General features: G+C 58.7%; 19 protein-coding genes and 2 pseudogenes. 6 read left to right on the plus strand and 15 right to left on the minus strand.

All coding sequences use genetic code 11. From position 1 onward, the window contains the following. On the plus strand, window positions 1-277 hold a 277-nt coding region (locus QYL93_RS30610; protein ID WP_305747207.1), incomplete at its 5' end, for a sensor histidine kinase KdpD. Window positions 278-426: 149 nt separating this feature from the next. Here QYL93_RS30610 and QYL93_RS30615 read toward each other — a convergent pair. Beyond that, window positions 427-702: pseudogene (locus QYL93_RS30615) on the minus strand (IS3 family transposase); the annotation flags it as partial. 232 nt (window positions 703-934) lie between these two features. On the opposite strand from QYL93_RS30615, the gene QYL93_RS30620 reads away from it, so the two are divergent. Continuing rightward, entirely contained in the window at window positions 935-1,384 is a 450-nt protein-coding gene (locus QYL93_RS30620; RefSeq protein ID WP_305747208.1) for a transcriptional regulator, read from the plus strand. A gap of 25 nt (window positions 1,385-1,409) precedes the next feature. On the opposite strand, the gene QYL93_RS30625 is transcribed toward QYL93_RS30620, so the two are convergent. The 4 genes from QYL93_RS30625 to QYL93_RS30640 form a co-directional block, all read right to left on the minus strand. Further along, window positions 1,410-1,703 carry a hypothetical protein gene (locus QYL93_RS30625; RefSeq protein ID WP_305747209.1) on the minus strand — a complete coding sequence of 98 codons (294 nt, stop codon included), beginning with the start codon at window positions 1,701-1,703 and terminating at the stop codon, window positions 1,410-1,412. A gap of 70 nt (window positions 1,704-1,773) precedes the next feature. Next, window positions 1,774-5,256 (minus strand): YhaN family protein, encoded by a 3,483-nt coding sequence (locus tag QYL93_RS30630; RefSeq protein ID WP_305747210.1) that lies wholly within the window; start codon window positions 5,254-5,256, stop codon window positions 1,774-1,776. 25 nt (window positions 5,257-5,281) lie between these two features. Next, a complete protein-coding gene (locus QYL93_RS30635) occupies window positions 5,282-6,562 on the minus strand; it encodes a DNA repair exonuclease (protein WP_305747211.1) in 1,281 nt (426 codons plus the stop codon). A gap of 46 nt (window positions 6,563-6,608) precedes the next feature. Next, entirely contained in the window at window positions 6,609-6,881 is a 273-nt protein-coding gene (locus QYL93_RS30640) for a hypothetical protein (protein ID WP_305747212.1), read from the minus strand. A 124-nt stretch (window positions 6,882-7,005) separates the two neighbouring features. Here QYL93_RS30640 and QYL93_RS30645 point away from each other — a divergent pair, with 124 nt between their 5' ends. Then, window positions 7,006-10,101 carry a TrlF family AAA-like ATPase gene (locus QYL93_RS30645; RefSeq protein ID WP_370877082.1) on the plus strand — a complete coding sequence of 1,032 codons (3,096 nt, stop codon included), beginning with the start codon at window positions 7,006-7,008 and terminating at the stop codon, window positions 10,099-10,101. 318 nt (window positions 10,102-10,419) lie between these two features. Here QYL93_RS30645 and QYL93_RS30650 read toward each other — a convergent pair whose 3' ends face one another. Next, on the minus strand, window positions 10,420-11,304 hold the full coding sequence (locus QYL93_RS30650) for a competence protein CoiA family protein (RefSeq protein WP_305747214.1): 885 nt from the start codon (window positions 11,302-11,304) through the stop codon (window positions 10,420-10,422). A gap of 33 nt (window positions 11,305-11,337) precedes the next feature. Between QYL93_RS30650 and QYL93_RS30655 the strand changes: the two genes are divergently transcribed. After that, window positions 11,338-12,390, plus strand: coding sequence for a hypothetical protein (locus tag QYL93_RS30655; RefSeq protein ID WP_305747215.1), 1,053 nt, complete (start codon window positions 11,338-11,340; stop codon window positions 12,388-12,390). A 21-nt stretch (window positions 12,391-12,411) separates the two neighbouring features. On the opposite strand, the gene QYL93_RS30660 is transcribed toward QYL93_RS30655, so the two are convergent. The 8 genes and pseudogenes from QYL93_RS30660 to QYL93_RS30690 all read right to left on the minus strand — a co-directional run bounded on the left by QYL93_RS30660 (window position 12,412) and on the right by QYL93_RS30690 (window position 21,261). Beyond that, complete coding sequence (locus QYL93_RS30660) at window positions 12,412-12,783, minus strand: hypothetical protein (RefSeq protein WP_305747216.1); 372 nt, start codon at window positions 12,781-12,783, stop codon at window positions 12,412-12,414. Between the two features lie 1,000 nt (window positions 12,784-13,783). Then, window positions 13,784-15,073 carry a TniQ family protein gene (locus tag QYL93_RS30665; RefSeq protein WP_305747217.1) on the minus strand — a complete coding sequence of 430 codons (1,290 nt, stop codon included), beginning with the start codon at window positions 15,071-15,073 and terminating at the stop codon, window positions 13,784-13,786. Window position 15,074: 1 nt separating this feature from the next. Beyond that, on the minus strand, window positions 15,075-15,779 hold the full coding sequence (locus tag QYL93_RS30670) for a hypothetical protein (protein ID WP_305747218.1): 705 nt from the start codon (window positions 15,777-15,779) through the stop codon (window positions 15,075-15,077). Between the two features lie 105 nt (window positions 15,780-15,884). Beyond that, window positions 15,885-16,391: pseudogene (locus QYL93_RS32045) on the minus strand (TniQ family protein); the annotation flags it as partial. Then, window positions 16,388-17,659 (minus strand): AAA family ATPase, encoded by a 1,272-nt coding sequence (locus tag QYL93_RS30675; protein WP_305747219.1) that lies wholly within the window; start codon window positions 17,657-17,659, stop codon window positions 16,388-16,390. The pseudogene QYL93_RS32045 and the gene QYL93_RS30675, both read right to left, overlap by 4 nt. After that, window positions 17,656-19,875 (minus strand): hypothetical protein, encoded by a 2,220-nt coding sequence (locus QYL93_RS30680; protein WP_305747220.1) that lies wholly within the window; start codon window positions 19,873-19,875, stop codon window positions 17,656-17,658. Before QYL93_RS30680 ends, QYL93_RS30675 begins: the two co-directional genes overlap by 4 nt. Beyond that, the gene (locus QYL93_RS30685) at window positions 19,872-20,792 is read right to left on the minus strand and encodes a TnsA endonuclease N-terminal domain-containing protein (RefSeq protein WP_305747221.1); all 921 of its coding nucleotides are present in this window, start codon (window positions 20,790-20,792) and stop codon (window positions 19,872-19,874) included. Before QYL93_RS30685 ends, QYL93_RS30680 begins: the two co-directional genes overlap by 4 nt. Before the next feature lie 193 nt (window positions 20,793-20,985). Continuing rightward, window positions 20,986-21,261 carry a DNA-binding protein gene (locus QYL93_RS30690; RefSeq protein ID WP_305747225.1) on the minus strand — a complete coding sequence of 92 codons (276 nt, stop codon included), beginning with the start codon at window positions 21,259-21,261 and terminating at the stop codon, window positions 20,986-20,988. A 332-nt stretch (window positions 21,262-21,593) separates the two neighbouring features. On the opposite strand from QYL93_RS30690, the gene QYL93_RS30695 reads away from it, so the two are divergent. Together QYL93_RS30695 and QYL93_RS30700 are read left to right on the plus strand one after the other, a co-directional pair. Then, window positions 21,594-23,426: a hypothetical protein gene (locus QYL93_RS30695; protein ID WP_305747222.1), complete on the plus strand. Its 1,833-nt coding sequence runs from the start codon at window positions 21,594-21,596 to the stop codon at window positions 23,424-23,426. Beyond that, a complete protein-coding gene (locus tag QYL93_RS30700) occupies window positions 23,423-25,000 on the plus strand; it encodes a hypothetical protein (RefSeq protein ID WP_305747223.1) in 1,578 nt (525 codons plus the stop codon). The genes QYL93_RS30695 and QYL93_RS30700 overlap by 4 nt, the downstream gene beginning before the upstream one ends. Window positions 25,001-25,515: 515 nt before the next feature. Here QYL93_RS30700 and QYL93_RS30705 read toward each other — a convergent pair. Further along, complete coding sequence (locus QYL93_RS30705) at window positions 25,516-26,079, minus strand: hypothetical protein (RefSeq protein WP_305747224.1); 564 nt, start codon at window positions 26,077-26,079, stop codon at window positions 25,516-25,518. Window positions 26,080-26,146: the final 67 nt, after the last annotated feature.

Genomic DNA, 26,146 nt, shown 5'->3' on the forward strand with positions numbered 1-26,146 from the left:
GTATGGGCCTGGAAAGCCGATTTGTGTAAGTCTGGAAAGGCTTCCCATGGAAGCTGTCCTGAGCGTGAGCGACGGTGGGCGAGGGATTGCTCAAGCGGACTGTGGTCGCATCTTCGAACGGTTTGAACGTGCTGGAGACTACGGTGCCGCCCCGGGGCTTGGACTTGGTCTGTACATCAGCAGACAGATTGCGAGGGAACACGGCGGAAGCATCGACGTGCGCAGCGAGTTGGGCTGCGGCTCAGTATTCAAACTCCATTTGCCGCTCCCTGCATGAGGCGCTTTCGTGTGCGCGAATGTGGCCCATGCCTCTGAGAAAGCATCAATGTTCGAGAAGATTCCGCTCGCCACCGCCCCGTATATGGATCATATCGATCCCTTGCTCTGGAAACCAGAGGCTGCACACGGAGATTCTTTGGCTTTCTATCCTTCGAGCTTTATCAAGTGGGCCACGCGGTGCTTGCCGCAGCGATCTTCCAGATCGCGCATGTCCAGTGTGAGCTTGCGATAGCCATAGACGCCGCCACTCTCCAGCAATGCGAGCTTGAGCACGCCCAACAAGTGTTGATCGTTCTTGCCAAAAGCACTCACCGGATCGCACTTGCGGCCGTGGCAGCCACCTGGGTGCACAGTCGTGAGCCTGCACATGCGACGTGCACTCTGCTGGTGCTCATGTCGCTCGATGAATGCGTACTTCATCTTGAAAAATCCGGGGCGATTCACTGTGACAAGCATTTAGCCAATTTGCTGACGGCGACAGTAGAACGCGGAGAGAGTATTGTGCCGAGCCTCCGACCTCGCCCATATCGAACGACTGACATTCGACCGCTAATGTGTGAGCAAAAATATCGCCAGGGAATTCGAACCTTTCCGGCTTTTAGACCCTACATGTAGCCGCAAATGAAGGCAACGAGACTTCGTACACAATGCGGTCATGAATACTTTTTCGAATGCATTCCGCGCCGAAGTTGTGCGCATGGCTCGCAAGGAACTCAAGCCAGAGATCCAGGGCATGCGAAAGGCGCTGACATCCCATCGCTCCGAGATAGCCGCGTTGAAGCGTGACGTGAAGGCGCTGACGTCGCAGCTCAAAGCCGCACAGCGACAAGTCAAGACTCCAGCGAAGGCGGCCGTGGAAGAAGAGGCACCCGCGCGCAAAAGCGGCCGCAAATGGGTTTTCAAACCCGAAGCGTTGGCAGCCAAGCGCGCCGAACTGGGCCTCACGGCCAAGGAAATGGGCAAGTTGCTTCAGGCAGGCCACCTTTCGGTTTACCGTTGGGAGACCGGCAAGGCATATCCTCGCGCAGCGCAACTGCTGCGGATCCGCGAGGTTCTCGACCTGGGAAAGCGCAAAGCCCTGGCTTTGCTGGCAGAGGCCCAGTAGCATTTTTTGCGCGACTTCAGCGGCCTCAGGCCGTCTCGCTGGCCTCAAGCACCTTCGCTCCAGAGAAGATGCACTCCAGCTTCTCATTAATGTAGTCCGACATCACGGGATGAAGGGGCAGGGCCTGCCCGTTGTGGACATTGCACTGCGTGAAATCGATGCCCTTGGCGTGCGCAGCGCGGCAGGCCGTGATGTACTCATTAATGAGCCCAGCGAACTCGATGAACGGGTGATTTCCAATGAGCACGGCGCTGCGATAGAAAGCGTCCGACGTCTCTTGCATGCGGCTCAAAGCCACCAGGCGTTCATTGGCATCCATTCTTTCTCTCCGCTTCAAAATGCTGATGAAGAAAGCATAGCAGGCAGCCTTTGCAACTCGGCTTGTTTCGTCAGAGCGTCACCACATTGAGGTCGTCACCGAGCACCTCCCTGGCCAGGGGCACTAGGTGATCATGATGGGTCAGGAAGATCACCTGCATTTTCCTCGATAGCTCACCGAGCACCTGCAACCCAGCCGCTGTGCGCCAGTCATCGAAGTTGATGAACAGGTCATCCGCGATCAGCGGCATGTTGAGACCTTGTTCGATCTGCAGCTCCAGGGCCGAGAGACGCAGTGCCAGATACAGCTGGTCCCGGGACCCTTCGCTCATCCCCGATACCTCAACCTGGGCGCCATTGGGGCGGATCCCGAAGAGCCGGGGTTTCTCGTCAGCGGAGTCAACGAGCAGGCGCTCGAACGAGCCCAGGGTCAGGGTGTTGAACGTCGCCGAGGCCTTGGCCAGCATCGGGCCTTGCCTCGTCTCGCGGAATTTCTCCATCGACCATTTCAGCAGGCGGGCTGCTGTGTGCAGCTTGAGGTAGCGCTCGGCCGCATCCGCCATGGATGCCACTGCTTCCTGGCGGCGTGAATCGGCCCTCGCTGCGGCGTCTGTCCCGTCCAGAGCTTCAAAGGCTTTGCGCTGTGTTCCGTGCTGGCTGCTCAACTGGGCGATCTCTTCCACCAGCTGGGCAGACTGCGCGCCCAGTCGCTCGATCTCGGCCATCAGCTCGTCGGGAGCGACGCCTTGCGCCTCTTGGCGGAGTTGGTCCAGGCCCAGTCCATCCCCGCCGTGCACCAGGTCGGACTGGGCTGCACTGACTTTGGCTTCGAAGGCTCGGCGCTGTTCGGACTGCTCGGCTGCCGCTGCAAGCGCGTTGATATCGTCCACACCTGCCGTGGCCATCAATGGCGCCAAGCGCGCGTTTTGAGTTGCTTGGCGCTGCTGGACCTCGGCGAGCTCGGCCTCGACCTGGACTAGCCTGGCCCGCAGTTCGCGTTGCGTCTTCTCGGACTGCTTGGTGGTCGTGAGGCGCGCGAAGAGTTCCTGGGCAATCACGTCCGCATCCTGCTCGACCAAGTCCAGGGCGACACGCTGAGCAAGGGCATCAGCAGTCGCTTTCAGGTCGGAGAGATCCATCTGCATCGGTTCAATGTGTTCGCTGCGGATACTGCGGATCAGGGTCAGCAACCGTTCAACCTCCCGGATTGCTTCGAACTCCGCTTCGATCTGGTCAGCGGTCGCAGCACTCTCATAGCCTGCCGCTGTTGCGGCCGCCTGCCAGGCGGTCTCCCACTCACTCCACGTTGACTGCGCTTGCTGCACCAAGTTGTGCAGTCTGGGCACGCTGTTCTGGGCGTCGGCCACCTGCTGCTCCAGTGCGCTGCGTTGGCCTTGCGCCTGGTCGACTGCAGCCAGCAGCTTGCGTGCTCGCTGCAGGCCGTCGTGGAGGGTGGGCATCTCGGTCTTTTGCGCGGCACCGCCCAGCATCGACCAGAGGGCAGTTGCGAGTTCGACACCGGCGGTCACCAGGTCCTTGTGCTGCTGGTCGAGTTGGCCCAGCTCGGCACTGATTTCCAGAATTGTCCTGCGTTGGCGCAGCCACACCGGCGCCATCTCCAGCGGCAACGGTGGCAGTCCACTCGCCTCCGCCAGGGTTTGCCATTGGCGCGTTCGGGCCTCGATCCGGTCATTTGCGGCCTGCAGCCGTGTCTGCTGTCCCTGCAGCTCCAGACGCACATGCTCGATGCGCTCGGCTCTGGACCGGTGAGTCGCGTCATGTTGGACGCGATCAAGCCTGGTGTCAGCGAGCCCATCGGCCTTGTTCACCCATTGCTCATAGGCATTGGCCTTGGCGGTCAGCTCGCTTGGCGCGGCCTTGATCGCCCGCCATTCCTTGTCTCGTGACCGGCGGGCCTCGTCCACCTGTTCTCGGGTCACCGGTTGAAAGTCCTGGACGAACTGCTGCAGCTCCAACTCCAGCCGTTGCAACTCCTCCGCTTTCGTCGCTGCCGCGTCTTGCAGCGCCTGGGCCTCTGCGACTCCAGTGCGGCTCTCATCCAGCAGGCCCTGCACAACGGTGTCGTCGGGCACGAGCATGCCTGCAAGAGCTTCCGGGTCAGCCCGCCACTTGCCTAGGCCGGCCAGGGCAGTCGCAAGCGATGTCCTCTGTGCATCCGCCTTCTGAGCCAGCTGGGAGACTGCACCGGCATGGTCGCCGAGCTTCAGCGCCTTTTCGACGGTGCCCGCCAGCCCTGGATGTACCTCGCGCGCAACCAGGCGCTCGAGCGCTTGCTGCGCCTGCTCTATCTGCTGCTCGCGATCGGTCAACGCGGACTGGGCGCTGCGCAATTGCTGGTTCAATGTGCCCCGCTCTTTGAGCAGGCTCACCAGGCGACTCCGCGTGGTCGTGGCTGGCAGGCGCTTGCGCACAGCTTCCTCAGTATCGGTCGCCCAACCCAGACCGCCGGCGAGTTCTTTCACCCGAGTCCAGTGGGTCTGGATCTCTTCGGTGCGCTTAACGATGTCCGTTCTGTGGCTGCGGTACTGCAGCCTGCGTTCGTTGAGGTCGGTGATATCCGCCGCCAGATTCAGCAGGGTCTGGTCGACTTGGATGCCCTCCAGTTGGGTGCGCAGCGCAGAGCTCTCCTGTCCGAGGCGCTCGCTCTCCGCGCGCGCCAGGGCCATGGCCTGGGCCGCATCTCGAATGGTGGAGGATGCGTTCTCTGGCAGTAGCGGAACGTCGTCAGTGAGGCCCAGTGCTTCCCTTTGGGCCTGGGCAGCATCCAGCGCTTGCAGCATGGGCCGCACGCGGCGGATGCGCTCCAGCTGGTTCAGTTGCTGGCGAGTGTCCCGGTCGCGCTGGCGTGCGTCGGCGAGGGCCTGCTCGGTTGCGAGCAAGGCGTCGTGCTGGGTTTTCCAATCCTTGGTCTTGAGCACCGCCTGCTTGAACTGGGTGCCAGCCGCTTCGTAGGCTTCGTGTGCCTGGTGGTAGACCCGGTGGCCTGCCTTTCGGGCTCCCCAGAGGCTGTCTGCTTCGGCTTCCAGCTTCTGCAGGACATCGGCGAGGCCTTCAATGCCTGCGGCCGACTGGAACAGCAGCCGGCCGACATCATCCGACGCCGACAGGATGCCGGCGCCGCCCTCGACGAGTGTGGAGTGGTCCAGCGCATACATGCGCTGGAAGGCGTTGAGCTGCATCCCGCCCAGCCAGGGCTGCAGCACCGCATCCGCCAGCGCCACGTCGTCGGGCGAGCGCACGGTGTTCTTGTTGCCCTTGATGCGGTCGTAGGCCAGTTGCTGGCCCTCTGCCGCGCCCGAAGCCAGTCGCTCCAGCATGCCGCCGATACGCAACTCCGACATCGGGTGCAGGAACCCTAACGACGTTCGGACGGGAATGCCAAACAGCCAGTCTCCGATGGCCGAGCGGACAGTGGACTTGCCGGCTTCATTCGGACCCACGATCAGATGGATGTCTCTGGGCTGCTGGGGCAGCGACAGGTGACGGTCGGTGAATTTTCCGTACCGGATCAGCTTGAGTTCGCGGATGCGCATGGAGGTGTCGAGCTGGGTGGTGAGGTCAGGCTGGGGCGCCGGCGCCGGCTACCCGAGCCATGAGTACGGGGATCGCCTGGCGGACCCGGTCGGCAATGAGCGATGGATCCGCCTGGCGAAGTTCTGCGAGTTCGAGGGATGCCTGGAGCACATCGTGCGGTAGTTTCTCCAGCATGGCCTGCCAGTCGGCCTGGAGCGACTGCAGGAACTCTGGATCGGTGTGGGCAGAGGCGGCCAGCTCTTGAAGTGCGTTCAGTGCGTCCTGCGCTTCGCCCTCCAGGCCGACAGCTTGTGTCGCAGGAGCCGTTGTGGCGACGCGCACCTTCTCGATCCAGATGCGGTCCGGGTCCAGCTCGACGGCCCGGGCGATCATCTCTTGCCGCAGCTGTCCCTCGTCGCTGGCCAGGGCCGCGTGAGCGGCGGACTGGCCGGTGAAGCTCACGCGAACGGCCAGGGGCAGGCCAGCGGGTGAGTTGGCAAGCAGGTCCTCCATGGCTTGGCCCGCCAACCGGACGGCGCTCCGCAGGTCTTCGCAGGCGCTGACATCGACGGCCAAGGCATGCCAGCGCAGCACGTCGACTTCGATCCGCTCGACCTCGGTGATCTCGCCTCCTTCGGCGCTCACCAGCAGCGCCCCGCGTGAGCCGGTCTCCCTTATGTGGCGGCCCTGCAGGTTGCCCGGGTAGGCGATGGTGGTGTCCCCGCGCTCGATCCAGTGCTCATGCACATGGCCCAGGGCCCAGTACTGGTAGCCCTTGGCCTGGAGCTCGGCCACCGAGCATGGAGCGTACTTGGCGTGTTCGTTGTTGCCCTCGAGCGCAGTGTGCAGCACGCCGAGGTTGAGCCAGCCGGCAACAGGCATGGGGTAGCCAGGGAGCAGGTTGTCCGTGGTGGCGGCCACCTTGAAGCTGCGGCCATGCAGGGCGACCTTGAGCGGCTCGATGCGGAAGGTCTCGGCCTTGCGCGATGCGAAGGTGTGGACGTTGTCCGGGAGCTCCAGGCCCTTGGTCATCTCGCTGTCGGCATCGTGGTTGCCATAGAGCAGGTACACGGGTATTCCGGCCTGGCGCAGGCGGCCCATCTGGCGCACGAAGAAGAGTCCGGTGTTGAAGTCCTTCCAGTCACCATCGTAGACGTCGCCAGCGATGACCATGAAGGCCACCTTCTCGTCGATAGCCACTGTTACCAGGCGATCGAAGGCATCGCGTGTTGCGGTGCGCAGTCGCTCGGCGGGGGCATCGGGATAGGACGACAGGCCGCGCAGGGGGCTGTCCAGGTGCAGGTCTGCGGTGTGGATGAATTTCACGCGAAAAGCTCCTCTTGATTGCCCACGGACGGACCTTGCGGCAACCTCACTTGCGGGGGACGATCTGGATGGTGCCCACACCCGATGCAGGTGGTGGCGCAATCCAGTGGACCCAGACGCCGCGTATCCAGGCGCCCAGGTAGATCACGCTCACGAGGAAGATGCCCCACTGGTCTGCCTTCCATGCGGCGTAGAACCAGGCGGGCTGGCCGAGGATGCCGAAGATGCAGGCCCAGCGCCGCAGCTTCTCGCTGCGAGCCTGGGACAGCCAGGCTGCGAGGGCGCCGAATAGGGCGATGGCGATCTGGTCGAGTTCCATGCGGTGATTGTGCATGACTGGATGGAATTACAGCGCCCATACAGCTGCGGGACTGGGTAATTTCGACTTTGCCAATGCCTACAGTTATCACCATAATCGAAACAAGATGTACATGGAGGGAGACATGGCCACATATAAATCGGCATTTGAGAGAGGCTCCGAATGGCGCCAATGGGACCTGCACATTCACACACCGGCATCGTTCCATTGGAGTGGATCGAAGTTCGATGCTGACCCCACTTCAGCCGCGAACCGGGCGCTCGTGGACGAAATGATTGCTGCAATGAATGCAGCTCAGCCAGCAGTCTTTGCCTTGATGGACTACTGGACTTTTGATGGTTGGTTCGCCCTGAAACGCCGCCTCGCAGAGGTGGATGCTCCCAAGCTGCTCAAAACAGTTTTCCCAGGAATCGAGCTTCGCCTCATGGCGCCCATGCGGACTCCAACCGCAAGGCTCAATGCGCACGTTCTATTCTCTGATCAGACACCAGATCAGGCGCTCAAGGACTTCAAAGCCGCCCTCCGGATTGCAATCATTGATCGTCCATTGTCTGACGATGCCTTGATCTCGCTGGCTCAAAGCGTATCGGAAGATGTCCTGAAGCTCCATGCCTTCAGGAAGAGCGATATGGAAGATCAAGACAAAGCGAAGTTCGCGGGATCTACCATTGCCGAGATCACAGCTGAAAGCTATCGCGATGGCATCAGACAGGTTCCTGATGGTCTTGCGATCGGATTCATGCCCTATGACACAAGCGATGGCTTGGCTGAAGTCAAGTGGCAAGAGCACTATGGCTACTTCATCAGCCTCTTCAAGGCGTCGCCTATCTTTGAGTCCCGTGACCTTCATCTTCGTTCATGTTTTGTTGGGGAAAAAACCGAAAAAAACAAAACCTTCCTAACAAGCTTCCAAGAAGGTCTAGGCAATATCCCTCGCTTGGTTGTGTCGGGTAGCGATGCCCATCGTTTCGTTGGGGTAAAGGGGGATAACGACAAGCGAGGCTACGGTGACTACCCCTCTGCTAAGGCGACCTGGATCAAGGCTGATCCAACGTTTCATGGTCTTCAACAAGCAATCAAGGAGCCTGCCAAGCGGTCTTTTATCGGTGAGCGCCCGCCAAAGCAACTGGAGGTTGACGCGAACAAGACATTTTTTATCGATCGGGTATCGATACGCAAGACTGTTCCCACTGCTATAGGAGATTGGCTCGATGGGACTGAGTTGCCGCTGAACGCTGATCTAGTTGCCATCATAGGCAACAAGGGGAGTGGCAAAAGCGCGCTTGCAGACGTTGTCGCGCTGCTAGGCAATTCGCGCCAGAAGCTCCATTTCTCTTTTCTGCTGAAAGGCCGATTTCGGGGGAAGGCGGGCGATCCGGCGAAGAATTTTTCCGCACAACTTGCGTGGCTGGATTCCACCCAAGAGATACGAAACCTGAACGACGATCCACCTCCCGATAAGGTCGAGATGGTCCGATACATCCCACAAGGTCACTTCGAGGAACTCTGCAACGCACATGTGAGTGGAAGCTCCGATGCGTTCGAGAAAGAGTTGCGTGCCGTCATCTTCTCTCATGCTGGGGAAGCGATTCGACTTGGCGCACTGGACTTTGATCAGTTGATTGACCGGCAAGAGAGCGGCTATCGCTTGCAGCTTATAGACCTTCGCAAGGACCTTCACCGGACAAATCAAGAAATTTCCGCATTCGAAGGACAGCTTCAACCGAATGTCAAGAACGAGTTGCAAGAACTCCTGCAAGTCAAAAACCGCCAGATTGAAGAGCACAACAAGCTGCGACCAATTGCGCAGATCAAACCTGCTGATGCGCTCACTCCAGAACAACAAGAGGCCGCAGCGCAAATCGATTCCATAGGAACCGAGCTGAAGGCGATTGAAGAATCCGAATCGACAAACAATTCGACAGAACTCGCCTTGCTGGGAAAGCTAAAGGCAATCCAAAATCTACGCGAACGGCTTCGAGTTCTAGAACGAGCGTACAAACAATTCATTGAAGATGCGTCAATTGACATTGGACTTCTCGGCCTAAAGCTAGAAGAGCTTGTCACGATGAATCTGAACACCCAAGTGCTTGATAGCGCGGAGGTCGTGATCGCAGAAGGCAGAGCAGCACTCAGAGATAAAAAAACCGAAGTGGAAGGACGAAGAGTCCAATTGCAAGCCCAGCAGACGGACCTAAACACCAAGTTGAACGGACCGCAGTTAGCATATCAAGAAAGTGTTCAAGCACTCGAGGCGTGGAACCTCAAGCTGTCTGAGTTGACTGGAACGCCGGAGACACCAGAAGCGCTTCTCGGCCTCCAAGCGCGTATAGAACAACTTGACAAGCTGCCGGCGGAGTTGGCCAGCCATCAAGCCACGAGAGTTAAGCTGACGGGGGAAATCTTTGACGTTCTCGAAACGCAGCGAAAAGCACGTGAGAGCTTGTTCAAGCCTGTGCAAGAGTTAATTCAGGGCAACAGTCTCATTCGCGAAGAGTACAAGCTCCAATTTGAAGCAGCGCTCCACGGCTCGGCGGACACAATAGCAGCTGCACTGTTTGACCAGATCAAGCAGACGGCAGGCGAGTTCCGAGGCACCGAAGAAGGAATCGTGGCCATTCGTGCCCTCGCCGACAGGTTTGACTTCAACAAACGCGACGACGTCATTGCTTTTGTCTCTGAGCTCCACTCGAAGGTGGCTGCAACCGGAGTGAGCAAGACACCCTACGGCATCGTTCCATTGCTAAGAAAGGACAAGACAGCGACGGATGTCTACGATCTATTGTTCAATCTTTCCTTCTTGGAACCCCGATACACGCTACTTTTTCAGGATACGCGAATCGAACAGCTTTCCCCTGGTCAGCGGGGTGCTCTACTTCTCATCTTCTACCTGTTGGTGGACAAAGGTAGAAATCCAATCATCCTCGATCAACCGGAAGAGAATCTAGACAACGAGACAGTCGTTAGCTTGCTCGTGCCTGTGCTTACCGAAGCAAAGAAGAAGCGCCAAATCATCATGGTGACACACAACCCTAACCTCGCCGTGGTGTGCGATGCGGAGCAAATCATATGGTCCACATTTGACCGAAGGAACGGCTCCAAGATCTCCTATGTCGCTGGTTCAATCGAGAATCCAGTAATCAACGGACACGTCGTGAATGTTCTGGAAGGAACGATGCCAGCATTTAACAATCGTGGGACCAAGTACCACCGCACGTAACCAAGATTCTAGGCGGAGTCCAAGTTGCCTTTCACCATAGATTTCACAGGTATCCGAGAGCATCGAGGTACCCAGATGGGTGGCTTCAAAGAACTCTGCTGTCAACTTGCTGCCCTCGAAGATCCATCAGAGGGATCGCATTTCCTCAGAAAAGGCGTGGGAGCGGACCAAGGCTTGGAATGCTATCGTTGGTACGCTGATGGGCAAGAGGTCGGTTGGCAAGCAAAGTACTTTGTGAACGGCTTTGACTCGACACAGATCTCGGACCTTGCCGACTCCCTGCAGCGCGCGATGGCCGCACATCCGAAGCTGACACCGCTAAGACAGGCTCGCGGCGATCATCCGCAACTGTGTTCGCGCTGCCTCAGCCCTGAAACGAGGAATCACCCAGTTGTGGTGGGTTCCTCGGTACCGCCCGAAGTGGGCGCGAGCGACTATGCGCACAACAGAGACGATTTCCGGGTCGTATCGAACGGCCTTTATGGCGATATCACCACTGGGCAGTTCCTTGACCGAGATCCAGCGGCCCTGGATCGTCACGATCTCTTCGGGCAGGAATGGGCGTGGCGGGGTGACATCTGGGTGTGCTGACACAGATTCCCCAAGCGCTGCCGATTCGATCTCCATAGGCTCGGGCCAAAGCCAGGTTTTGCCTTCGGTGACCTCTAGGATCGCCCGCTTGACTTGACTAACGTCAAAAGCTGTTGGGGTGAATGACTGCAAGTCGATTTCGATCGCGGGCAGTTGCAGCCGCTCGTATGCCTGGCGCTTTGCTGCATCGCAAAATGATGAGTATGCGATCTCGATGGCCACATTGACGCCGGCGGTTGTCGCAGCGAGGAGGTCTGGCCGAAGATCACCAACGGTGACTTCTTCTTCGATATCGGTGCACGCAAGGAGAAGTGAGGGCTCCAGCCGTGCGCCAAAGCCCAGGGCTGTGGATATGGCCGCAGTGACAGGAACCACCAGACCGCCGGCTTCGACAATTACTCGTTTAGCGAACCGGTGCAAATCAGATTCGTAGCTGGATGCGCAAGGCTCAGTGTTGGAGTTGTGCGCGAAATGGTGCTCCCGAACGTCGCCTTGGCGGGCGAGAACCACCTCGCCACAGACGGCGCAATGGCAATCGCAGGCCAAGCCGCGCTCAACTTCAGTCACATGAACAAAACGGTTGGAGGTGTGCAGAGCAAACAGTGACAACATAGGAAGTCCAAGAGTTGAGTGGAGGAAAACCCAGTGTTGCGATCCGATAGCCTGCCAACCAGCCCTGAACCAGTTGCCAACGGGTTGCCCGAACCCGTCTTACGAGAGCTGCTGCAATGCTTGCGGGACTGGCTGGATACCCAGCGCGACGACAACGGGGCGATGGCCCTTTTGCGTGGATTGGTCGCAGAGTCCATCAAGGCGGAAGCCAACTCCAAGGACATCCAACTGCGTGAGTTCGATGCACAAGAGCTCGCTGAAGCCTGTGACTGGCCAGAGCAAGATGACTTCACTGCGGCGTCCAAGAAGGTCAAGGGCGTCCAGTTCGACGCCTACCTCGAAAGCCGGGAACGCAGCGTTGAGGCCTTCTTCGAAGGCAAGGGCTTTGCGCATGCCATCCGATTGGGCAAGCACTCACCGCGTGGCCGGCACCGTGCAAAATGGTTCTTGGAGGCTTACGTCCCGGGCGAGCAGAAGGACCCAACTGCCCTACAACCCGTTGACCAACCGGTTGAACCGGTTTTGGAGGCCCCCAGCCAGCAGATCGAGTACGGCTACTCGGAGGCAGGTACTGTTAAGTCCTCGTACCTGGCCCATCTTCTGCTGGGCAAAGGTTCGTTCAAGGTCAAGTCGGCTCGAGGTCTGCTGTTTGCCTGCACTTTCCTTGTGCCAGGAATACTGCTGCTTTTGCTTGTAGCGACGGGTGGGCTGCATCTGTTGATGGATCGGCCGCTTCGAACTGCGGATCTCGCGTTCGCGATCTTTGCGTTCGGAATCGGCTGGTTCATGCTGGACCAGATTCGGACTACCTGGTGGCTGCTGGAAGATCGCATCATTCCGGCACCCGATGGCCTAGTCAGATTGACAGAGGAGCCCGCCCAGCTAGAGAGCTTCAAGGTTGATCAGGGAAGAGTCATTGGCTTGGTCCGCTACACGGCCAACTGTCCGGTGTGCGCTGCAGCGGTTGAGCTGCGATACGGTCAAGGTCACGAGCGACGCAGGCTGTTTGGCTGCTGCGTTGAAGCAGCTCAGGAGCACCTGTTCACTTTTGACCGAGTTACCAGGCGAGGAACTCGGGTGAGGTGAAAGACGAGCTGGTCGCCCAAGTTATGGAACGAGGATCGATTGGGAGAAAGGCCAGCCGAGACGTTCAGCGGTCTTTTGCACAATCCATTCGGACTGCAAGTCGGTACACCATTTTTTGCTGAGCAAGCTCCGAAAAACCGCTCTCAGCGTAGCCTCCTGATCACCCTGAAACGCAGCCAGTTTGCGCTCGCAGTAGGGAACCATCTGCACGACCAGGTCCTCGCAGACCTCGAAGGCGGTAGCGACCTCGGAGGGTGAGGTGCCGGGGGCATAGAACTTCCCATCCTCTTCGGTCAAGCTCATCTTTGGATGCGCGCCAGAGAGAGCAGAAGGGATCGCGGCTACAGGGAAGTCGGCGGGGACCCCACTGTAGATGGAACGGTCGATTGACATGGTCGCTCCTTGCAATGGGAGCAACATACCCCCAATGAGCCGGGCCTTCAAGGGCAGTAAGGAATCAAGGGCTCGGTATTCGTTCCTTGCTTTGGTTCTGCCCCTGCATCTTCCCTCAGAAGAATGTCCACTCAAGCCGTGGATGAACCTGTGGATATCCCCGTGGTATGCGCTGCAGAGCCTGCACCGGCGCGGGTCCTGACGGAGTGCTTAATTCCTAGGCAAGACAGAGCGCGGGCTGAAGGTCCTACCTGTCAAAGTGCGACCAAGGCGGCCCAATAAAGGCTTTCGAGGAACACCTTTGGTGCAGGCATTGGCTTTGCTATCCTGCTTGCCTCTGGACGAACAACGAGGTTCATCATGGAGCTTTACCTTGTCAACGAGCGTCCGGCGCCGGATGTCCTTTCGCAGCCCGAGGTCCAACTGCACCACTGGCGCATCCTGCGGAGGGGCAATGGAACTCTGCACATTGCCGCCCAACTTGATTCGGGGTCACTGCGTATCACCTCCTTACTGCAAGCCATAGACCTGCCCAGGGCAATAGTCAAAACGGAGTCAGGGCGGAGCTACCAGCTGTGCAATCCACCTGAGGAAGACCAACTGCTCAGGTCGCTCATGCTGCTAAATGCAGTCCGAGGCCTGGTTCAGGTCTCGGAGGATGTGAGTGACGCCATCTGGGCCGCGATCACTACCGGCGCTTGGCCCTATGAAGGATCCAGTTTGCTGCCTTCGGTGCAATAGCTCCGGTCAATCCGTTTGGACCGTCGACATAATGCCATGAGGGGAGCAGGAGCCCCGCTGATTTCCACAATGCAGGAAATGCCCGACGGACCTTCTTTTCATCCGACGGACTTTATTGGTTTTAGTCACAACGTGCCGCTCATCGCGCTGCAAACAGTCAACGTGAATGTCTTGGAGAGATTGCGCAGCTTGTCGACATCCGAAAAACGTACACGACGCCGTTGTGGCCACATTCTGATGAGTTGTTGTGCAATCAGCGCTAAGCACGTCGCAGTTCTGACGACATCCGATGAAACGCCTGGGCGCTGTGAGCGCCCACTGCGCTCCCACTCGCAAGCACTTTGGCAGCAGTGTTCGCATGAATTGCCCGCCGGGACATTTGCTCCTCCAAAGCTTCTCGAAAATTGCGATGCTTTGCCGCCAGCCTCAGTTGCGACGGACGCTTCGGCCCTCGCAAAGTGAGCTCGGCAATTTTTCGCCGGGACCAGACGAGCGCATTGCGCAAAATCCACGAATGCGTGAATGGGAAATTCTTGTGCAGGGCGACCATTACCTCCTGGCCGCTGCGCCGAAGCTCCACCATAAAAATCTGCTTGTGGACCGGACCTGTCTCGTCGGAGTTTAGAGCGGCGACGCGCCCCGCAGTTTCTTCTGAGCGGGAGAGTGCCTTGAGCTGGCTGAAAAACAACCGTTGATCACCAAACAGTGCCTCCATGCAGAACAAGTGGTGGATTGGATTGGCAACTAGGCGCACTGAGTTCATTGCTGCATAAAGTGCACCACGCACCCCATCAAGGTCGGCGCACTGCATAGTCCTGAGCAGAAAGTCCTCCTGGAAGCGCTTCTTCAGGTGATCGACAATAGTCCCGTAGTCAATTTTTCGGCCTCTTGTGTACCCCAAACTGATCGCTCGAGCCCGATACAAACCGGCCATTGCAGCCAAGTTTGAAGGACCATGATTACCCACAAGCAGATCACGCGACTGATTTGCAAGCCATATTTCGCGGCTGTCAAAAACGTACTCTGTGTCCTGCATTTCAAAATCAGCGGGAAGGAGCGGGTGATGTAGATGCTGCTCCACAGGAATGAGCCTTGTTCCATGGCGCCAGCACACGCTGGCGAACTTCAGCTGGTGGGATCGTTCCCACAAGGATCGGCCATAGATACCAAGTTGCCGCTGCACGCATTTTGGGCAGTAGTTCAACGTAGGACCGATGCTCTGCATGCGCCGTGCGTTCGCCGGCGACTGAGCTTTCGACCCGCCCAGGTTATTCATGGCGAGAGAGACTGGCGTCATGAAGGGAATGTGGTAGGGCAGTTGCAGCATGTTGTAAAGCATCGCCTTTCCAGTGAAACGGCAACTGTCAAGGTGCTTGATGATGTACGGGTAGTCTGGATGCCAATTTCTGCCATCGGAATGGCATTTGTAGGTCTGTTGTTTGAACTCTTTAAAATTCGAATACCCGGAGAGACGGTAGCCCATGATCACAAGACTGTGAAGCATCTCATCGGCTTCAGGAGAGGGGAAGAAGATGTTTGAAGCAGTCAATTTATTTCCAAAGAGCTAACTGGGCCGGCATCTGCGACTCGACGAGCTGCTGGTTCATCCATTGAGGGTCGTTGCGGACAAACCATTGAAAGGCAGCATTGGCGTCCCTGCGCAAATCTGCCGTGCTGCGGGCGCCCTGCGCTAGTGCCTCGCACACTGCCGCAGCGTGGGTGTCGAACAAGCGGCGTTTCCTTGCGGTATTCCATCGATCTCGCAGAACGGGATCGGAGAGCCAGCGGGCCACAACGCTTTTGCTAACCCCTGCCTGCTCTGCAGCCTCCTTGGCTTGCATGCCCGTCTCAAGCAAGGTGTATGCGCGTGCCGGCGACGTGGGGGTCGAAGGTGCTGTGCGATCTGCCCCATGCGGCGCTTTGCACGTCGCCGCCGCCAAGTCCTCCAGAGATGCGCCTTCCCGTACCAAGCAGGTCATCAGGAGTGCTATGCGAAGCGGATGGGGCGCACGGCTCTTCTCCAGCACGCCGCAGACTGCTGGGACGGTTTTTTGCGCATCGAAAGCAGACAGGCACTCCACGAGATCCTGCAGCTGACCCTCAAGCCACCGTTGAACATTCTGCATGGCCAGCGCGCCCCCAGCGCGAACCACACCGGCCTGCTCAAGTTCTCGACAGATCGCGGCCCTGAGAGACCGGCCATCGATCGGCCGGGCATCACACAGGGCGGCCACCGTGGACGAAAGCTGGCCCAAGAACGCATGCTGCCTGGCAGACACGCCCGGGCACAGACGCGAGTGCGCAAGCTCGGGCATCCTCCATCCGCTTGATGGACTTGCCACGGCGCGAAGCGGCTCCCGGTGCGTTCTGCACACAAGCGCTCCCGGGAGCTGATGCTCCAGGTGCCAGTATGCGAAGCCGATAGCCTGCGCGTCCGCCCTCATGCAAATGGGGCAGAGCCGTAGCGGGTGTTGTCGCTCAAACTGCGCGCTTCCCCATCCAAAAGCGAATCTCTCTCTTCCTGCACCGCAGTGGCAGCACCATGAGAGAGCGCGTTGCGCTCTCTCGGGCACCATGAACCGCAGATAGAGCGCTCCAACGGTCATCGTCTCGACAATCTCCTGCGGCTTCCCCGCGTCTCTTACGCAAGCGCTGAACGTGTTCAGACCCATGGGAGCACAGCGCTTGGAGGCAGCGCGCTCAAAGTCGAAGAGGAGCCGCCCGGTCAACGCCGGACGCTTGAATCCGGCCAGATGGTGAAACCTCGCGCAAGTGCCGTACAGCGTCTCGCCAGGCGCCGCGGTGGGGTAGTAGCGCCACAGATTGCTGCGCGCCTCGCGCAGCGCGGCTTTTGGTTCTGCTGTCATGGAGCACCGATCGCCTTCCTCGCTTGCTTGCGAAGCTTCTCGTTTGCCAACTCCAGCAGCTTTTGCGGAGGAAGCAGGTCTTCGTAGGCAAGGTAGTAGTCGCCTTCCTTTTTCCGCAAGGCCTCAAGCGCCGGATGGAGCAAGGTGCAGTGCTCCTGGTAGGCCACGTCCAAATGGCCAAGGCTCAACTCCTGGCCCGTGCGCAGCGCGATCTTTTGCGCATTTTTCAGAAGGCTGAGCAGCACCGCAGGAAGACCTTGAGACAAGTCAAAGAGCTTGTCCTTCCATGCTGCATCGAAGCGCGCGGGTTTGTCCACGAACTGGTACTTTTCAAGTGCCGCGACAAGGAGTTGGAAATGTCCGTCCTGCGCAGAGCCAGGCAGCTTCAAATGTTGAATGCTTTCGGATGAAACCCGCCGCGACGCTTCCATCGAACCCGCGATCAGATTGACCATCTGGTGCGTCCCGCTGAGCAGCAACGGTACCTTGACCACGTTCGCCAGCTGGATGATCAGATTGATGACGGGGCGGCTTTTCTTGTTTCCGACTTCCGCCAATCGTTGCAGATCATCGATGTGCAGCAAGCCCAGATGGAATGTGGAGGCGATCTGGCCGAGTTCCTCAATCTTGGTGTCCACACTGATCTTGGCGCGTCCGTACTGGTTGACGTAGCTTGCGGGTCCTTCCGTTCCCAGTGCCCGATCGATTGCTCCAAACGCGCGCAGCAAAAAGCCGGTCACCGATCCGTTGACGGGTGCATCCAGGGAAATCCAGGTGATTTGCTGGTGGTTGAAGCGTTTGCCCTCGTACCGCCGGTGTTGGATCACCTGCGGGTAGAGCGACAGGATCGACTTTATGCTGCGGCTTTTGCCGAGCCCGCTCATGCCTGTGAGAGCCAAACAAGGCGGCAAAGGTGATTCAACGCCCCCTTGAAGCCGCATTCGCTCACGTGCCGTGTAGATCTGGCGCGTAGTGTTCGGCAAGATCGGATTTCGCTTGGCGTAGCCTGAGCGAATAAGCATGCCGATCTCCGATTCCAAAGGGCTCATTTCCGGCCGGGGTATGAAGAGGGAGTCAAGCAGACTCAACGAATGCATTCGCTGGTGTGCCGGGATTGACCTCACCTCATGCATGTCGATGTCGGGACGGGCCAGCAAAATTTGCAAGGCTTCAGATGGCGAGTTGATCGCAGGCAAGGCCTCGATCAGTGGATTGCCAGCGTATGCTGGGCAGAACTTCACCGGGTAGTAGTGCGCCTTGACCCTCATGATTCACTCCAGTGCGCCATTTCTGTGGACATCAGCTTGAAGTAGTCGACGCCAGTGCCAGGGGCAGCTTCAGCGGTCGTATGGGCTGGAAGGACTTCGGGTGAGGCATGGCCTGCGGGAACAATCTGAGAAGTTTGCGTCGTCCTTGATTCCAGCGCTTGCACCTCCGCCTTTCGGTTGGCGGATATGCCCTTTGTGCGCGCAGAGTTGGTCAATGGGGTTGCCGCCAAGGTCGCCTCGGTCGCGTCCTTTGCTTCGCGCACCTCATTACGGTTCTCCCGGGACAGGTCGATGCGGATAGCTTTCGTGTCGTCCTTCAGATCCTGGCCCAAGAACTCGCAGACGGTTTCCAATTCGGTGACGTCCTCGCTGCAGAACTCCTGGGTTACGTGGTGCCGGTTTTGAAATTTCACCTCGAGCATTGCAGACTCATGCGGCATTTGGCACCAAGCCAAGGCCGGATTGTCTGGCGAAGGGGTGAGTTTGGCGGGGCTAACGGATACGTTGTGGCCTGCCAGCTTAAATTGCTCGTGCTCCTTCATCCAATCGCCCACGTAGGTTCGCTTCTCGCTCTCCAGTCCAAACCGCGTGATCAACGCTGTCGTATGGGGGAGCATGGATCGCACCGCTGCTTCCTGAGGCAGATACCTCGCACTTCCGTGCTTGTGCTGGATCCCCCAAGTCCAAAAGCTTGTGGGACTTGCGACCACCGACCTGGACACCATGGAGCCACTGAGGTGGCGGCTCATGTCCCTGGTGAGGTTGAGCTTTGCCACCTGGCGCGCGATGAAGCGAGAAAATTCCTTCAGGGTGAAGATCGCATCAAGTCGGTAATCTCGCGCGCCCCTCTCTTTTTCACGGTTTCGCACAGCTCCCGGAACCCAGTGAACACACGTGGTGTTCAGCACGCCGAAATTGCGCTCAACGATCGCTTTCCACTCGGCTCGATAAGCAGCCGCCAGACTAAGGCTGGTGGTCAGCTCCACTTGCAAGGCCCTGCTGTCGGCGCTGTGCAGCTCTCCTCGGTCGGCAAACCAAAAAGTTGGAACACAGCCCTGAGGCAGCAGATGGGCAATGTGAGGTACGCCAAGCCAATTCAACCACTGCGCCTTGTCCGAAACGGCCCGGTACATGGCGATGCGAGCTTGCGCAAAGTTGGGCCCCTCCAGCGCCAGATGGAAACCGACGATCAATGATGAAAAAGCGTCGATGACGACGTACAGAACGGGCCTCCCAATGATGCGCCGCCTATCGAAGGCACTTACCAGGTACACGTCCACCACAGTCGCATCAATGATGTAGTACTGGCCCGGGTACTCCACTCGATCTCGCGCGGAGCCGATCGCAACCCGGTTGCTCAGATTGATGCGGCGTTCACCCGCCGCATTTTCAAGCAGCTTGAGTTCACCGACGACTTTATTGAGCGCGTACCTGAATTGGCGCTCGTTCAATATGGGTACGCTTTCGTCCTTGCTTAGCTCGATCGTCCCGTCAGCCTCCTCTGTACACTTGGTCGGAGAAAACAGGTCCTCATAGTGGCTATACAACGATGCCTTGGATGCGCTCTGGTCGGCCGCAGTGTCGTAGAAGATCTTGATGAGATCGCGATCATCCTGAGTGGCGTTTCTTCCGATAGCCTCAGGGCGATGACCCGACTCCACCCGCTTGTGCTTGCGCCCCAGCTTCCGCGTGACCTTGCGCTCACTACATTCACCTTTGCGCCAGCGACCATCCAAACTTGCAGCCTCTATGTCGCGTCGGAGGCCGTAGTAGCGCAAGAGCAGGAGCGTTGCGGTTTTTTTGGAGACTTCGTGCCTCGCCGCAACAGCCTGTAGGTGCCGGGTCCAGCTACCTGAGAACAACAGCGAGAACTGCGTTTCGTCGGGCGTCAGCTCCAGAAGTATCGACTTGTTGCGCTTTGCAATCTTGGTGCTCTCCTGGGCCCAGCGCACTCGGTTAGGCGGTGTCGCGATCGATTCAACGGCAACCCGTTGAATCAAGTTCCTCTGCAGCAGCTCCTCAATGTGGAGCAGATCGCAAGCCTTCGGTTTGCGGGCATGACTGGAAAACTTCAGCGCCTCCTCAGGTTTTCCAAGCCCCATCCAGAACAAGGCTGCAAGTCGTTCGCGCTGAGCGACATAAACGACCCGGTGAACTCCGGGCCGAATCCCTTGAGTGCCTGGCGGCACCCTGATCAACTCGTCCAAGTGAATCATGTGAACACCCCTTTGAAGCTGCGCGCCGACAGCACGGGAGCGATACGCGAGGGACGACTTGGCCATGGGTCCGAGAGAACCAACTCGATGCCCAGTTGCACGACCCATTTGCGATTGAGCATCGCAAACTTGAAGGCACGGACGGCATCCTCGAAGCACAGGCCGGTTGCGTATGCAGCGGCGTCAATTCGCTCGTTCATCGGTGCGCGGGGCGGCGTGAGGCTCAGGTAACGAAGAATGGCCGCCAAGGCCGCATCGCCTTCGTTCCAGAACATTCCATCCAACGCCCAAACCATCTGGTTTGCACGGCCTTCGGTGTAGGGGGTTTCGTCGACGACGAGGAATTTGACGTGCCGGCTTCGCCAGTACTGCTTTTCGATCAACTTCAAATCGATCTGCCGATCGGACGCTTCGAGTTGTTCCTTTCGGTACTTAGCGTGGATCGCTACGTGGCTTCGGTCCGAAAAAGTCACCAGCAGATCGGTGGTCATGATCTTGGGATCGTTCTTCGTGATACTCGGGTGCTTGATACCGAGAGCGCGCGCGATTTCTGTAGTGCCCAATGCCCGCTTCGGCTGAAATAGAAACAGCGGATCCAGCTCAAAGCGTTGAAGAGGGAGCTGTTCTCGGTAATCCGAGGCCTGGAAGGACCAGGCCCAGAGGAACGTTAAAAGCTCAAGATCGCTTAGCAGGTGGTGATGTCGCTCCAGCTGCGGATTGAACAGCAGATGCGAGCGGCCCCGCGACTGGAAGCCGCTTCTTTCAATCTGTATGTAGGGCTTGTAACTCGATCCCGTTCCGACGCCTCTACCTTGTGCAACATGTCGCTCTTGTCGGCGCAGTTCAGCAGGTTTCTTGACAGGGCGCGCACGCGCGCCGTCAGGGGTGCTTAGGCCCCTTGATGGAGGTAGTTTCATAGCAAATTCTTGTTTCGTTGGGGCGTGTTTCACCCCAGCGCCACGTATGGCACTTGACGTTGCAAAGAACTGCCTCGATACTTGCTCCCAGGGTTCCGCAAACCTAAGAGTTCTCTCTTCGCAGAGTCTCGGCAACGCCGGTCTTTTTGATCGGCTTTTTGCTTTCTACACGGGTGTTCTCCTTGGCGCGAACTCAAACGCGCGTTGATTGCTCCACAGAAGCGCGGCCGAAGAGGTCGCCGGACGGCGGTTTGCGCAGGCCGAGGGCAACCCCGATCCGAAAGCTTTCCCCGCGCCTTGCCTGGCTTTTTCCATTCAAGACCGAGTAAACGAGTGCCGCAGAGAAGCCTCGTTCACGCGCCCAACAGGCAATGCTGATTCCATGGTCGTCAAATTTCTCGCGGGCCGCGTTCAACGCATCGGTGCCTGCAGCGACCGATCCGTGCCTGTGTTGCGAAGTGTGGGTCATGATCTGCAAAGTTTTGAAATTTCCAGTGAATCTGAGCAGTCTTGCACTTTTCCCTCTATTCATCAAGCATCTGCGGTGCTGGAAGCAGGGTCGACCTCGAGTGCCAACTTCGCGGGCCCTGAAAGCGCGAATGCAGCCGCCGCATGCCGAGGCTTGCGGCGGCAGTCAGCGCGCAATGGAGCAATGGTTGGCCAACGCAGATTGCTCTTCCATAGGCAACAGTGATCTGGCAAAAGGTCCGCAGTTACCTACGTTTGAATATGCGGCGCTGGAATGACTGTGTTTTGCCTTCGCTACGACCGCCCCAGCTATTCACAGCTTAGACTGCACAGATGTCCGCTGACCCAATCGTCTACTGTCTTGAGCGTGTCTCTGACTACAGAGACTTCGAGCGTCTTTGCTCCGCCCTCCTTGCCGGGACGGATTACCCAGGCATCGAACCGTTGGGCGGTACCGGTGATGGTGGGCGCGATGCCATCATAAGAAGTGATGCGTCTGGCCGCCGCATCGTTTTCGCTTATACCGTTCGCGGGGACTGGGAAGCCAAGCTTAAGAGCGACTGCAAGAGAGTTCAGGAGCTTGACCACAACCCCAGCATCTTCGTGTTCGTCTGCACCGAAGCGCTGAACGCTGCGGACAAGGATCGCGTACACGAGCTGGTCTCCAAGAGGTACGGCTGGACCCTTGACCTCTTCGACCTTGAGCGGCTACGCGTGCAGCTGGTCAGTCCGCAGCGGCATCTGCTGGCCCAGCATCCCAGTATCTTCACGCCTCCATTTTTTCCCCAATCGGGTGGGCAGTCGCTGGCAGAAAGCAGGGACACAATCCTCATCGACCACGTGTATGCGGACCATGCGTTGGCTACTTGGTTGTCGCGCCGCCTGACCTTGGCCGGATACCGGACTTGGTGTCGAGGCACAGCGCCCTTGGCCGGCGAGGACCCCGACGCCAGCGTTCGGAAGCTCATCGAGCTTCGGGGGTGTCAGTATCTGCCGGTGTTTTCCGAGGCGAGCCTCTCCGATGCGCTGTTCATTGAGCGCTGCGCTCTCGCTGCCGCCAAAGAGTCGTTTGCGCTACCTTGCAGTTGCATATATGGCTTGGACCCGCGCCTTCCGTCAAGGATGAAATCAGTAGCTGAGGCAAGCTTTGCTGATTCCTGGAACGATGGGCTTGCTAAGGTGCTTGCTCGGCTGACGACGCTTGGTATCCACCCAGGACTCGAGGGAGACCTCGGAAAGCAGATTGCGCTGCGGGACTACTTGCCCAGTAGGATCACGGTTGCGAAGCCCGAGCCTGTCTACGCGAACATGTTTTCATTGCACCTCCCCTTGGCGATGCTCATCACCGACCTCACACGGTCATTGACTGCAGCCGAGACGACTGAACTGCGAGGCCGATGGGCGTTCGTTGAGCTGAGTCCTGGTCGTTTGGTCTCCTTCTGTCCGCACCCGCCTGGCAGTCTTCCTTTGCGCGATGACCGCAGGCCCCCAGAGTTTTCCTGGTCGGACACATCCCACAGAGACGGGAAGCCAACGCAGGATCTAGCCAAAGAACTCGCAAGACGCAGCCTGGAGGTTGTTTGCGTGCAGAAGGGGCTGAAGTACTGCGACGACCGAAAGATCTTCTATTTCCCAGAGCGTGAAGACGGCGAGTGGAACCAGCCGTACTGTCACGTCGACGGGCGTTCAACGCGGGTGCAACTGACCGGTGAGCGCAACAAAAAGCGGGGAGACACCGTCCAGACAACGCTCTACCAGCTGGCTCCGCGCTTTCGGCCGCAGCGGGAGGCGGACGGCACCTGGACTGTCGTTCTGAACATATACATCCGAGTGACTGATGTCGACGGCAAGTTGTTTGCGGGGAAAGATATCGCGAGACGTCGCAAGGGGGTCACCAAGGGGTGGTGGAACAACCATTTCCTGGCGCGAATGCTCGGCATTATTCAGGCTCTCGAGACCCGTGCGGGTCATATCGAAATAGGGGAAGGAAAACGAGCAGTCGTCGTAGATACCGCCCCGTTGTGCTGGCAGTGTCCAGTCGGACTGGATGTAGAGGCGTTGTCTCGTCAAGCCGACCTTGGCGAGGAGCTAGCCGCGTTCCGCACGCGTGATGACGAAGATGATGATGACGCCGCGGCGCCCTCGACGGAGACTCAAGCGGCATGACGAACACTTTTCATTTCCTAGGCGAGCCCCTTCTCGAATTCGGCCATGGACAAACTGCTGAAGACCCGCACGATGGGCTAGCACTCTTTGGACCGGCAGACTCCCGCAGCCAACTTCCCGACAACATCGTCATTGGCACGGAAAAGGGTGTCGAGGCCTGGAAGCAGTGGTGCGCAGCATTGAATGCTACATCAGCATGCATAGACCCGAGCCGACACCGCGCTTGGCCGCCGTTTCCTGGCTTCGATGTCGCCTTTGGAGCTAAATGGCCGTCACCGATTCGCAGCTACATCTTGGATGCGGCCAAGCTGTCGGAGGCTTCGCGCAAAGCCGACAAGCACGACCGCTCTTTCGAGGTGACGAACCTGTACATGGAGCAGCTCGACCGCCTCGGCAAGCTGGATTCACGCCCGGCCCTGGCTATCTGCATCGTCCCTGACGAGGTGTTCGACAACTGCCGCCCCAACTCGACTGTGTCTCGGGTCAAGCGTAGCGACGAGCCCCGTAGCAAGGACGAAGTGGCCTTCCTAAAGAAGGCCCTGACCAACCGGAATTCTGGTCAAGGAGGGCTGTTTGAGGATGACGACCCCCACGTCGCAGCAGTGCTCGAAGGCATGGACGCCTTTGAGGAGGCACGAGGCTACTCGCCCGACTTTAGACGGCAGCTTAAGGGCCGGATGATGGGTCACGAGCTGCCAGTTCAAATCATCAGGGAGTCGACGCTACTTGTCACGGCGCAGATCCGCAACGGCGAGAAGGGAACCAATCCGCTGTCTGATCGGCTGTGGAACTTCAGCACGGCCATCTTCTACAAGTGCGGCGCTAAGCCATGGAAAACGCCGTGGGCCAGAGAAGGTGTTTGTTACGTTGGATTGGCCTACAAGCTGGCAGAGGACGAGCGCACGGCGTGCTGCGCGGCGCAGATGTTCCTGGACAGTGGCGACGGTGTTGTGTTTGTCGGTGAGTTCGGCCCGTGGTATTCGGCGAAAGACGGTGAGTTTCACCTACCGCCCGAAAAGGCAGAGGCCCTGCTGCGAGGAACGGTCGCGACCTATCAAGAGCAAGACGGGCGACCGCTGAAGGAAATTTTCCTGCACTCGAACTCCGGTATCAGCGCTGAGGAGTACCGCGGGTTTCAGCGGGCGTTGCCTGAAGGAGTCAAGCTGGTAGCCATCCGCGTCAGACAGGACAGAGGCGGCATGCGGTTGTATCGCCACGACGAGCATCCTGAGGCTGGACAGCGGGGCAAGCACCCTGTACAGCGCGGCGTTTTTTGGCAACGAACTGCACGCCATGGACTACTGTTCACCAACGGTTTCAAGCCACGCCTTGCGACCTATGACGGCTTCGAGGTCCCGGTGCCCTTGTCCATCTCAATCCAGCACGGCGATGGCGACATCGTCCAGATCGCCAAAGATATCCTGGGGCTGACGAAGCTCAACTACAACTCCTGTCAGCTCGGCGAGGGGCGTCCTATCACGGTCAAGTACTCAGATCGGGTAGGCGAAATTTTGCTGGCCAACCCAGGCCTCACCTCCGATAAGTGGCGGCACAACTTCAAGTATTACGCCTGACCATCGGTCCAGCTCCCTAGCGAGCGCGTTGCAGGGTCGAAGAGAAGCCGCATGAAACCAGCCGCTGGATACGGCCATGCTCTCAGCAGGCGCGTCGACACGAAAAACACTCTGCACAGCACACAAAAATTGCGATGGCCGCACTATTGTCGAAAGTCTGGTTCGACAATTTATCTGGACATCGGTTTTCAACCTCAAGTGCACCAAACGCCCAATTCGTCGCTCTGCAAGTCGTTGAATCCATTGACAACGAATTTCAAGTTCAATTGCGCCTGACAGCGGCGTCGACAACCGTTCAGTATGACCGTCGACACTTGCCATAGGAGCAGTAGTCCCCGGGGATCCACAACTTGCTGAGTCTGCTGTCACCGCTTGAAGCGGGTGGCATTGCGTGACCAATTGCCTGGCGATCAAGAAGCTGGATATTGTGGACGGCGCGCAGAGCCAGGAAATTGTGCGCGCATCTGACACAGCCACGCCCCTTGCAAGAGGCGTGGCTGGCCCCGGGGGGCGGTTCAACGCGCTGCGGTTTGCTTCCACCAATTGGGCATGGCCGCCAGCACCTCGCCGCCCGCCTTGAGGCTGTTGGCCAGCTCCAGCGCAGCGCTGCCGGGGGCCGTGGCGATGAGGTACCAGTTGCTGGTGGTGCCCAGACGCTGGGCGACCGCCAGGCCCTTGGCCTGGGCCCAGGCGCGCACCTGGGCGTCGGTCCAGTCGGTGTTGAATTTGACGACCACGCCGCCGGGCAGTGCCATCAGCCGGCCTGCGGGGGAGTTGCCCTCGCGGTACACGGGTGAGGTGTGCGTGCCGGCTCCTTTGGCCACGCTCTGGTTGGCGGGCTGCAGCTGCACCAGGGGTGCGGGGCTGGCGCCCTCGCCCACGCTGCGCGCCTGGGTATTGCTGCCCGCTTCGGGGATCGGGGTGATGACGGCGACCAGGCTGGTGTCGAGCGTGATGCTGCGCTGGGTGTCGCCGTCGAAGTAATGCGCCGTGGTGGCAGCCAGGGCGCCGGTGGCGATGGCACCGGCAGCGACGGCTACTGCGGCAAGGCGCAGAAGGGAGAGAGTGGGGAGCTTCATGGTGTGAGGCCTCAGCAGGTATTCAGTGAAATGACTTGGTGTGCGGTGGAACAGGCGGCGCGGCTAC

The organism is Acidovorax sp. A1169 (genome assembly GCF_030704685.1).
Classification (GTDB): Bacteria; Pseudomonadota; Gammaproteobacteria; order Burkholderiales; family Burkholderiaceae_C; genus Acidovorax.

Excerpts from the sequence above, each read along its gene's own strand:
- QYL93_RS30705 (WP_305747224.1), bottom strand. The coding sequence starts at position 26,079 with ATGAAGCTCCCCACTCTCTCCCTTCTGCGCCTTGCCGCAGTAGCCGTC.
- QYL93_RS30660 (WP_305747216.1), bottom strand. The coding sequence starts at position 12,783 with ATGTCAATCGACCGTTCCATCTACAGTGGGGTCCCCGCCGACTTCCCT.
- QYL93_RS30690 (WP_305747225.1), bottom strand. The coding sequence starts at position 21,261 with ATGACCCACACTTCGCAACACAGGCACGGATCGGTCGCTGCAGGCACC.
- QYL93_RS30680 (WP_305747220.1), bottom strand. The coding sequence starts at position 19,875 with ATGATTCACTTGGACGAGTTGATCAGGGTGCCGCCAGGCACTCAAGGG.
- QYL93_RS30620 (WP_305747208.1), top strand. The coding sequence starts at position 935 with ATGAATACTTTTTCGAATGCATTCCGCGCCGAAGTTGTGCGCATGGCT.
- QYL93_RS30640 (WP_305747212.1), bottom strand. The coding sequence starts at position 6,881 with ATGGAACTCGACCAGATCGCCATCGCCCTATTCGGCGCCCTCGCAGCC.
- QYL93_RS30685 (WP_305747221.1), bottom strand. The coding sequence starts at position 20,792 with ATGAAACTACCTCCATCAAGGGGCCTAAGCACCCCTGACGGCGCGCGT.
- QYL93_RS30700 (WP_305747223.1), top strand. The coding sequence starts at position 23,423 with ATGACGAACACTTTTCATTTCCTAGGCGAGCCCCTTCTCGAATTCGGC.
- QYL93_RS30695 (WP_305747222.1), top strand. The coding sequence starts at position 21,594 with ATGTCCGCTGACCCAATCGTCTACTGTCTTGAGCGTGTCTCTGACTAC.
- QYL93_RS30650 (WP_305747214.1), bottom strand. The coding sequence starts at position 11,304 with ATGTTGTCACTGTTTGCTCTGCACACCTCCAACCGTTTTGTTCATGTG.
- QYL93_RS30675 (WP_305747219.1), bottom strand. The coding sequence starts at position 17,659 with ATGAGGGTCAAGGCGCACTACTACCCGGTGAAGTTCTGCCCAGCATAC.
- QYL93_RS30625 (WP_305747209.1), bottom strand. The coding sequence starts at position 1,703 with ATGGATGCCAATGAACGCCTGGTGGCTTTGAGCCGCATGCAAGAGACG.
- QYL93_RS30645 (WP_370877082.1), top strand. The coding sequence starts at position 7,006 with ATGGCCACATATAAATCGGCATTTGAGAGAGGCTCCGAATGGCGCCAA.
- QYL93_RS30630 (WP_305747210.1), bottom strand. The coding sequence starts at position 5,256 with ATGCGCATCCGCGAACTCAAGCTGATCCGGTACGGAAAATTCACCGAC.